This is a genomic window from Streptomyces sp. rh34, assembly GCF_002551245.1.
In the GTDB taxonomy this organism is placed as follows: domain Bacteria; phylum Actinomycetota; class Actinomycetes; order Streptomycetales; family Streptomycetaceae; genus Streptomyces.
This window is the reverse complement of record NZ_NTGZ01000297.1, coordinates 1-8597: the sequence shown is the minus strand read 5'-3', so window position 1 is coordinate 8597 and position 8597 is coordinate 1. Positions and strand designations below refer to the sequence as shown.

The 8597-nt window shown below is 74.4% G+C and carries 7 protein-coding genes and 1 pseudogene; 6 read left to right on the top strand and 2 right to left on the bottom strand.

The features are described from left to right. From CR470_RS33020 to CR470_RS33010, 3 genes are all read left to right on the top strand, one after another. Window positions 1-1111: branched-chain amino acid ABC transporter permease (locus CR470_RS33020; protein WP_257138995.1), on the top strand; the 1111-nt coding region annotated here is incomplete at its 5' end. After that, window positions 1108-1983, top strand: coding sequence for an ABC transporter ATP-binding protein (locus CR470_RS33015; protein WP_097871137.1), 876 nt, complete (start codon window positions 1108-1110; stop codon window positions 1981-1983). The genes CR470_RS33020 and CR470_RS33015, both read left to right, overlap by 4 nt. Before the next feature lie 10 nt (window positions 1984-1993). After that, a complete protein-coding gene (locus tag CR470_RS33010) occupies window positions 1994-2722 on the top strand; it encodes an ABC transporter ATP-binding protein (RefSeq protein WP_097871136.1) in 729 nt (242 codons plus the stop codon). A gap of 59 nt (window positions 2723-2781) precedes the next feature. On the opposite strand, the gene CR470_RS33005 is transcribed toward CR470_RS33010, so the two are convergent. Both CR470_RS33005 and CR470_RS33000 read right to left on the bottom strand, forming a co-directional pair. After that, on the bottom strand, window positions 2782-3999 hold the full coding sequence (locus tag CR470_RS33005) for an FAD-dependent monooxygenase (RefSeq protein ID WP_097871135.1): 1218 nt from the start codon (window positions 3997-3999) through the stop codon (window positions 2782-2784). A 64-nt stretch (window positions 4000-4063) separates the two neighbouring features. After that, entirely contained in the window at window positions 4064-4414 is a 351-nt protein-coding gene (locus CR470_RS33000) for a 5-carboxymethyl-2-hydroxymuconate Delta-isomerase (RefSeq protein ID WP_097871134.1), read from the bottom strand. A 237-nt stretch (window positions 4415-4651) separates the two neighbouring features. Between CR470_RS33000 and CR470_RS32995 the strand changes: the two genes are divergently transcribed. The 3 genes and pseudogenes from CR470_RS32995 to CR470_RS32985 all read left to right on the top strand — a co-directional run. After that, window positions 4652-5281: an alpha-ketoglutarate-dependent dioxygenase AlkB gene (locus tag CR470_RS32995; RefSeq protein WP_097871133.1), complete on the top strand. Its 630-nt coding sequence runs from the start codon at window positions 4652-4654 to the stop codon at window positions 5279-5281. A 95-nt stretch (window positions 5282-5376) separates the two neighbouring features. Next, window positions 5377-7941 (top strand): SpoIIE family protein phosphatase, encoded by a 2565-nt coding sequence (locus tag CR470_RS32990; RefSeq protein WP_097871132.1) that lies wholly within the window; start codon window positions 5377-5379, stop codon window positions 7939-7941. Window positions 7942-8273: 332 nt separating this feature from the next. Further along, a pseudogene (locus CR470_RS32985) lies at window positions 8274-8597 on the top strand (sugar transferase); the annotation flags it as partial.

The following is an 8597-nucleotide window of genomic DNA, read 5'->3' as shown; positions in this document are numbered from 1 at the left end:
AGCCGCGGAGGCGTCCGGGGCGGACCGTTCCGGCGCAGCGCCCCACGGGCACGGGAGCCGCGTGGCGGCGTGGACGGGCCGGCTGCCGGGCGGGGCCGCGTGGCGCCGGGCGGCCCCGCTGCTCGTCCTGCTCGTCGTGCTGATCTCCCTGCCCGCCCTGCTCGACGCGTACAGCATCTCGCTGGCCGGATCCGCCCTGGCCCTGGGGCTGCTCGCGGTCAGTGTCACCATCCTCACCGGCTACGCCGGACTGCCCACCCTCGGGCAGACCGCGCCGTTCGCCGTGGGCGCGTACGCCACCGCGAACCTCGCGGACGCGGGGTGGACCGTGGGTCCCGTCCAGATCGTCCTCTCGGCACTCGCCGCCGCCGTCTTCTCCGCGGTGGTGGGGCCCGCGGTGATCCGGGCCCGTGGCACCACCGTCCTGATGATCACGCTCGCCATCGGCGAGCTGACCGGCGCGGTCATCAACCAGCTCAAGTCCGTCACCGGCGGCGCCGACGGTCTCGTCGGCTTCCCGGCCACGCGGGCGCTGTGGGGCGGGGAGGGGATGCTGGAGGAGAGCGAGCTGTACAACTACGCGCTCGTCGTCGCCGTCGTCGCCGTCTCCGTCACTCTGCTCGTCCTGCGCTCGCCGGCGGGGAAGCTGCTGACCGGCACCCGGGGCGCCGAGGCGCGGATGCGCGCCTCCGGGCACCCCGTGGGCCGCTACCTGCTGGTGGCCCACGTCTGCGCGGGCGCCCTGGCCGGCGTGGGCGGATCGCTGATGGTGACCGTCCAGCAGTACCTCTCCCCCGCCGACGTCGGGTTCGAGATCGCCGCGTTCGCCCTGCTGGCGGTGGTCATCGGCGGTTCGACGTCCGTGATCGGCGCCCTGCTGGGCGCCGGGCTCATCGTCGCCACCCGGGACTGGGTCGCCGGTTCCTGGCCGGGCCACGGGCCGCTGCTGCTCGGCGTGCTCTTCGTCGCCACCGTGTACGTGCTGCCGCGCGGCCTCGCGGGCCTGCTCGGCGGATCCGGCGGGAGCGGGCCGCCGTCCGGGGCATCGGTGACCGAGGACCGGCCCCCGTCAACGCCCGCCCCGAACCCCGCCGGGAAGGTCTCCCCATGACACCAGCACCGACCGCCGAGGCACCGGAGCCCCCCGTACTGGACCTCACCCGGCTCACCCGCCGGTACGGCACCCTCACCGCCGTCGACGACGTCAGCCTGCGGCTCCCGGCGGGCGCCCGGCACGCCGTCATCGGTCCCAACGGCGCCGGCAAGACCACCCTGCTCAACCTCATCGCGGGCACGGACCGGCCCGACCACGGCACGATCGCCCTGGAAGGCGTCGACATCACCCGGACACCGACGGCCAGGCGCAGCCGGCTCGGCGTCGCCCGGAGCTTCCAACAACCGTCGGTAATCGGTGAGTTGTCGGTGCTGGACAATGTCGTCCTGGCCGGCTGGCCGCACCACCCGAAGCGGCGCGGGGCCTGGCGCAGCCCGTCCCGCTACCGGCTGCACACCGAGTCCGCGGGCCGCCGTCTGGAGACCGTCGGCCTGGCGGACCTCGCCCACCGGCCGGCCGCCACGCTCTCGCACGGGCAGCGCCGCATGCTCGACCTCGCCGCCGCGCTGGCGGGCGACCCGCGGCTGCTGCTCCTGGACGAGCCGGCGGCCGGACTGACCGACGGCGACATCGGGCGGCTGCTCTCCATCCTCGACGGCCTGCCGCCGAGCGTCGCGGTCATCCTGGTCGAGCACCACGTCGAGGTGGTCGCCCAGTTCTCCTCCACCACCACGGTGCTGGCTGCCGGGAAGGTTCTCGTCACCGGCCCGACCCAGGAGGTGCTGGCGCATCCCGAGGTCCGCGACGCATACCACGGCACCGGCTCGACTGCGGGCCCGGCCGCCGCCCCGGGCCGGGAAACCGGGACCGCCGCACCGCGCCAGGGGGCCGGGACCGCCGAACCGTCCACCGCACCAGCGAGAGGTTGACCGACGCCCGATGCTCGAAATCACCGGCCTGACCGCGGGGTACCACGGCGGCACCGTCCTCCACGGGCTCGACCTGTCGGTGCCCCCCGGCACGGTCCACGCCGTCGTCGGCCACAACGGCGCCGGCAAGACCACCCTCGTCCACACCGTCGCCGGGCTGATGCGCCCGAGCGCCGGAACCGTACGCCTCGACGGCCGCGAGGTGACGGGGCAGCCCGCACACCGTATCGCCCGCGCCGGCATCGGACTCGTACCGCAGGGCCGCCGGGTGTTCGCCGGGCTCACCGTCGACGAGCACCTGCGGCTGTCGTACCGTCCGCCGCGCCGGGGCGACACCGATCGACCCGGCGTGTGGACCCCCGCGCGCGTCGTGGAACTGCTGCCCCGGCTGGGCGAGCGCCGGGGCAACCGGGGTACGGATCTGTCCGGCGGCGAACAGCAGATGCTGGCGCTGGCCCGCGCCCTGCTCGGCTCGCCGCGGGTGCTGCTGCTCGACGAGCCGACCGAGGGCCTCGCGCCGGTGCTCGTCCGCCAGGTCCACGAGCTGGTGGTCACGCTGGCGGCCGAGGGCATCGCCGTCCTGCTCGTGTCCCCCAGCCCCGCCCAGGCCGTCGCGTCCGCCGGGGCGATCACGGTCCTCACCTCGGGGCGGACGGCGCTGCGCATGGACGGTGCGGACGCCCGCGCCGACGGCACCGCGCTGCACGCGGCGCTGGAGCTGGCGCCGACGGCGGTCTGACCCGCGGGCGGGAGGAGCGCGGCGCGGTACGGGACCGCCCTCCTCCCGCCCAGGACGGGCTACCCGGCCCTCATGCTGTGACCGCCGAAGCCGCTGCGCCGGTCGGAGCCCTTGTTCTGGTCCTGCCACCACGCGTCGAACTCGGTCCGGCCCATGGCGGACCAGTCGGGTGTGTTCTCGACCTGCGCGGCGCCCATGCGGCGGGCGAGCGCGACCATGGCCGACCCGACGGGCCCGCGCCCGGCGTCGTAGCTCTCCAGGACCTCCTTCCAACTGCCCCCGGCCCTCCAGGCGGCCTCCAGGGCGGTGGCGTCCTGGAGCGCCTTCACGCTGCCGCCGCCGATGTGTGGCCGGGCGACGCTGGCGGCGTCGCCGACGAGCACCATCCGTCCCGAGGTGTAGTGCGGTACCTCCAGGTCGTAGATGGGCTGGATGAAGGTGGTCTCGGCGGGCGTGCGGAGGACCCTGGCCGCCCAGTACGGCGGGAAGTTGTCGGCGACCAGGGCCCTCAGGTGCGCGGTGAGCTCGGAGTTGAGCCGGCCCGGCGGCAGGGAGGTGGGGGCCCGCAGGTCGGGGTGAAGGCCGTCGGTCTCGGGGGGCGCGGTGTAGAGCACCCAGTTGAGCACGTGTCCGCCGACGCCGTCCGGGATGCGGTAGATCATGCAGTGACCGCCGGGGAAGACGATGTTGTGCGCGTCGTGTCCGTCCGACGGCAGGTCCGCGACGTCCGGCGACGTCCCGCGCCATCCGACGTATCCGGCGTACGTGGCGTCCGCTCCGGGGAACATGGCCTCGCGGACGATCGAACGGTACCCGTCCGCCCCGATCACGGCGTCGTAGTGCTCCCGGTGCCCGTCCGCGAGCCGCAGCGTCACCCCGTCGGCGTCCGGCTCCACCTCGGTGACCACCGCGCCGGACCGGTAGGAGACCTCCTCGGGCACCCGGCGGCGCAGTTCGCTCCACAGGGAACCCCAGCTGTAGGCGCGGAAGGGGAACGGCTGCTCGCCGACGACCCGGCCGTGATCGGTCTCGCCGTCCCGCACGCTCCACACCCGCCGGGTCAGCGGCGCCCAGGGCATCTCCGGGGCGACGTACCCCGCCGCCCTCAACTCGTCGTACCGGTCGCTGTGGAGGGCGATGCCCACCCCCCGGTCACGGAGCCGGGCGTCGGCGCGTTCCAGGACGGTGACCCGTTCCGCTCCCCCGCGCGACGCGGCCAGGGCCGCGGCACACCCCGCTATGCTGCCGCCGACCACGGCGACGCTGCCTCCACGCATGTCTGACACTCCACTCATTCGTTGTTCCGGCCTTCCGGTCCTGCCCACCCGACGCGATGACCGTTCAGCGCTTCCGGTAGGACGCGTCCAGGGTGGGGATCTCGACGGAGGAGTGCAGGGTGACGCCGTCGACCGGCTTGATGTGGGCGGCGATCAGAGCGAGCACGGCGTCCGCGAGGCGGATCTTGGTCGCGTCGGTGCGGCCGTGGAGCAGGCCGATCTCTATGTGCAGGACGGCATGGCCTTCGGTGCGATCGCCGATGACGAAGTCCTCGACCCGCCGGAAACGGGTCTTGCAGGCCTCGGGGCGGGCGTCGGCGGTGGCCGCGACGAGCGGGTGCAGGGCGAGCGCGAAGGCCTGACGGTCGAAGGCCGCAGCGAGCGTGCCGGAGTAGTCGACGGTGATCTGCGGCATGGAAGGCAACTCCTCGGAGAGCAACATGGGTTGGAGACGTCCGCTGGTACGGAGGGAACGGTAGCCGAACGTGCGTCCGGGGTGAGGGCTCCCCCACCGCCCTGGTCGCGGCGCACGTCCGCCGCCCCAGGGGGCCGGTCTTCGCGGAAGCCCGCACCCGGCGGGGCCGGCGTCGCCGAGACGGCCCACCGCATCCCGCTATTCGCACACCTGCTCGAATAGCGTTAGGCTCTCCTCATGGCCGTACACCTGCAAAGCTCACTTTTCGACCAGGAGGCCGAGGTCGGCACCGGCCCCCTGAGCGGAGTGCGGCGTACCGATCTGGGCCACGGGGCCTGGATCGACGTGCTGCCGCAATGGCTCCGGGGCGCGGACACCCTGTTCGAGACGCTGGTACGCGAGGTCGACTGGCGGGCCGAGCAGCGCGTCATGTACGAGCGTGTGGTGGCGGTCCCCCGGCTGCTGGCCTTCTTCGGCCGCCGCGACCCCCTGCCGCATCCGGCGCTGGAGGCGGCCCGTACCCGGCTCGGCGAGCACTACGCGGCCGAGCTGGGCGAACCGTTCACCACGGCGGGGCTCTGCTTCTACCGGGACGGGAGGGACGGGGTCGCCTGGCACGGGGACACCATCGGCCGGGGAAGCACCGAGGACACGATGGTCGCGATCCTCTCCCTGGGAGCCCCCCGGCACCTCGCGCTGCGACCGCGCCGCCCTGGTCCCGCCCCCGTCCGCAGACCGCTCGGACACGGCGACCTGATCGTCATGGGCGGCAGTTGCCAGCGCACCTGGGAGCACGCGATCCCCAAGACCGCCCGGGCCGTCGGACCGCGCATCAGCGTGCAGTTCCGGCCCGACGGGGTGCGCTGACCCCGGGCCCGGTGGGCGCGGCCCAGGTCACCGCGGTTGTGCCGTTCCCGGGCAGGGCGGATTCTGAGGGTAATGAACCGGGCCGGTGTCGCGCCGTGAGCGCGGCGAGCACGGCGGAGAGCGCCGATTTCCGCGGCCCCCTGGACATCACCAGGGCGGCCACGATGGTCCTGGACGCCGAGAGCACCGTCATCGGCTGGAGCCCCGCGGCGGCCGAGCTCCTCGGCCACCGCCCCTCCGACGCCCTGGGGCGGCCCCTGACCGCGTTCCTCTCGATGCGGCCGGCCGATGGTGCTCTCCCGGCGGAGGCGGCCGGGACGCCCGGCCCCGGTCCGCCGCCCCTCATCGGCAACGAGATCCGCGTGGCACACACCCGGGACGGCCGTGAGCTGCTGGTGGCGACGGCGATGTGTCCGCTGCCGGGCGGAGCGGGGGAGAACGGCCCCGGCAGGCCGGACCGGATCCTGGTGGCGGCCGAGGTGGGGGCCCAGCTGCACTGGGAGTCGCGGCTCGCCCTGCTCCAGGGGCTGGCCACCCAGTCACCCGTCGGCCTGGCCATCTACGACACCGACCTGCGGCTGAGCTGGAGCAACACCGCCTTCGAGCGGGAGATGGGACTGCCGCTCGCCGCGTTCCGGGGCAAGCGGGCCGACGAACTGTACGCCGGGGGCTCCTTCATGTCCCCCGGCTATCCGCAGACGCTCGACGGCGTCATGCGTCAGGTACTCGACACCGGCGAGCCGATCCTCGACCTGCACTTCCGGGGGCAGCCGCCCAGCGACCCGGGGAGGGACCACCTCTGGTCCTGCGCCTACTACCGCCTGGAGGACGCCCACGGGCACGTGCTCGGCGTGTGCGAGGACGCGTTCGACATCACCGACCGCTACCGGGTCCAGGAGCGGCTGACCCTCCTCGTCGAGGCCGGCCGCCGCATCGGCACGGTCCTGGACGTGCCCACCACCGCGGAGGAGATCGCCGAGGTCGCGGTGCCCGGCTTCGCCGCCGCCGTACGGGTCGATGTCACCCGGGCCGCGGTGACCGGGGAGACGGCGGCGGTGGGCAGCCCGGCGGACATGTCCCTGCTGCGCGTGGCGGAACGGTCGTCGCCCGTGGCCGGTACGCCGGATCCCGGTCTCCCGGGGACCGGCCCGACAGCGACCGTCCCGGCCGGGACGGCGCGGGGCCCCGCCCACCCCGCTGACCCCGGCGGCCCCGGCGGCCCCGGCGGCCCCCGGAAGCCGTATCCGCCGGTCGCCTATCCGCCCGGATCGCCGCAGAACCGCAGCCTGTCCTCGGGCGGGCTCGTGCTCGACGAGGGCACCCTGGTCGTCCCGTTGCGGGCCGGGGGCGGCCTCCTGGGGCTCGTCACCTTCGACCGGGGCGCGGGCCCCGACGCCTCCGGCCGGACGCTCGACCCCGACCGGGCGACCACGTTCGACAACGGCGAGGTCGCCCTGGCCGACGAGCTGGCGGCCCGGGCCGCCGTCTGCATCGACAACGCACGCCGCTACACCCGCGAGCGCACCGCTTCCCTCGCCCTCCAGCGGCAGTTGCTGCCCCATCACCTGCCACCGCAGTCCGCCGTCGAGACCGCCCACCGCTATCTGCCGGCCGACGAGGTGACCGGCGTCGGCGGGGACTGGTTCGACCTGATCCCGCTGTCCGGGACCCGGGTCGGCCTCGTGGTGGGCGACGTGGTCGGGCACGGGCTCCAGGCAGCTGCCACCATGGGCCGGCTCCGCACCTCGGTACGGGCCTTCGCGCAGCTCGACATGGCCCCCGACGAGCTGCTGACCCGGCTGGACGATCTGGTGGGACAGCCGGCGGAGGAGCGGTCGGACGCGTTCGGCGGGGCCGCCGAGACCTATGACCTGACCACCGGGGCGACCTGCCTGTACGCGGTCTACGACCCGGTCTCCCGGCGTTGCGTCATGGCCCGTGCCGGGCATCTGCCCCCGGCGATCGTCGGCCCGGAGGGCCAGGTGTCGTTCCCGGACCTGCCCGCCGGGCCGCCGCTCGGTCTCGGCGGGCTGCCGTTCGAGTCGATGGAGTTCGACCTGCCCGTGGACAGCCTGCTGGCGCTCTTCACCGACGGCCTGGTCGAGGCCCGGGACCACGACATCGGACGCGGCCTGGACACGCTGGGCCGGGTGCTCGGCGACCGTTCGGCGTCGCTGGAGGAGCTGTGCGACCGGGCGGTGTCCGAGCTGGTGCCCGGCGGCACGAGCGCCGACGACACCGCCCTGCTCCTGGTCCGCACCCGCGAACTCGACGCCGAACGGGTGGCCGACTGGGAGCTGACCGCCGAACCGGTCTCGGTGGGCCGCGCCCGCGAGCTGGCCACCGGTCAGCTGAAGGCCTGGGGGCTGGAGGAGCTGGCTTTCGCGACCGAGCTGGTCGTCAGCGAGCTGGTCACCAACGCGGTCCGGTACGCGGGCGGGCCGCTGGGGCTGCGCCTCATCCGGGACCGCGCCCTGGTGTGCGAGGTCGCGGACACCGGCCACACCTCTCCGCACCCGCGGCACAGCGCGGCGGACGACGAGGGTGGACGCGGCCTCTTCATCGTGGCTCAGCTCGTCCAACGGTGGGGCACGCGGTACACCCCGACCGGGAAGACCATCTGGACCGAGCAAACCCTGCCGCCGGCCGGAGCCGGCTGACCCCGCAGCGACGCCCCCACCGGAGCCAGTGCCTCCGCGGACCGCTCCCCGACGCCGCCCGGCACAAGCGCTTACCCGTCTGTCGCTCCATCAACATCCTTACCCACAAGGCGACATCGGACGGTTCCGGCCGAACGGAGGCGTCTGGACCGAGCCGTCTGAACTTCACGGGAACTCCAGCGAAATGTCACGTGTGTGGATATCGTGCACCGAGCGAGGGCGCGTCCGTCAGTCCATGGGATCGACGGATACGCCCCGTTCATGGGGGTGCGACTGTGACTGGGGGGTTCATGGGGCATGTCGAAATACCTGATACCGACCTACCCGGACCGGTGGGGCTCCGGGGCGCGCCGCGCCCCCGGACCGCCGCGTCCCGGAATCGCACGGCGGCCCTGGAACAGCTGTGGAGGGCCCCGACAGTACAGCGCGATCCGGCCGACCGGGCGCCCGTCCGGCGGAAACCGCCGGCCGGTCCGGCCCTGGCCGCGCTGACCGACCTGCTGGGGCTGGCCGGTCCGGCCTGGCTGCTGCTGCGGGCGGGCGACCAGCCGCGCCCGCTGGCGGCCGCAGCGGTGGCGGGGCTGATCTGGGCCGGGCTGCGCGGCGCCCGGGGGCGGTACACGGACCGGCCGGGGGCCTGTCTCTTATACACATCT

Bases quoted from the DNA above. Each gene is read 5' to 3' on its own strand.
- CR470_RS33015 (WP_097871137.1), top strand. From the start codon at position 1,108: ATGACACCAGCACCGACCGCCGAGGCACCGGAGCCCCCCGTACTGGAC.
- CR470_RS33010 (WP_097871136.1), top strand. From the start codon at position 1,994: ATGCTCGAAATCACCGGCCTGACCGCGGGGTACCACGGCGGCACCGTC.
- CR470_RS33005 (WP_097871135.1), bottom strand. From the start codon at position 3,999: ATGCGTGGAGGCAGCGTCGCCGTGGTCGGCGGCAGCATAGCGGGGTGT.
- CR470_RS33000 (WP_097871134.1), bottom strand. From the start codon at position 4,414: ATGCCGCAGATCACCGTCGACTACTCCGGCACGCTCGCTGCGGCCTTC.
- CR470_RS32995 (WP_097871133.1), top strand. From the start codon at position 4,652: ATGGCCGTACACCTGCAAAGCTCACTTTTCGACCAGGAGGCCGAGGTC.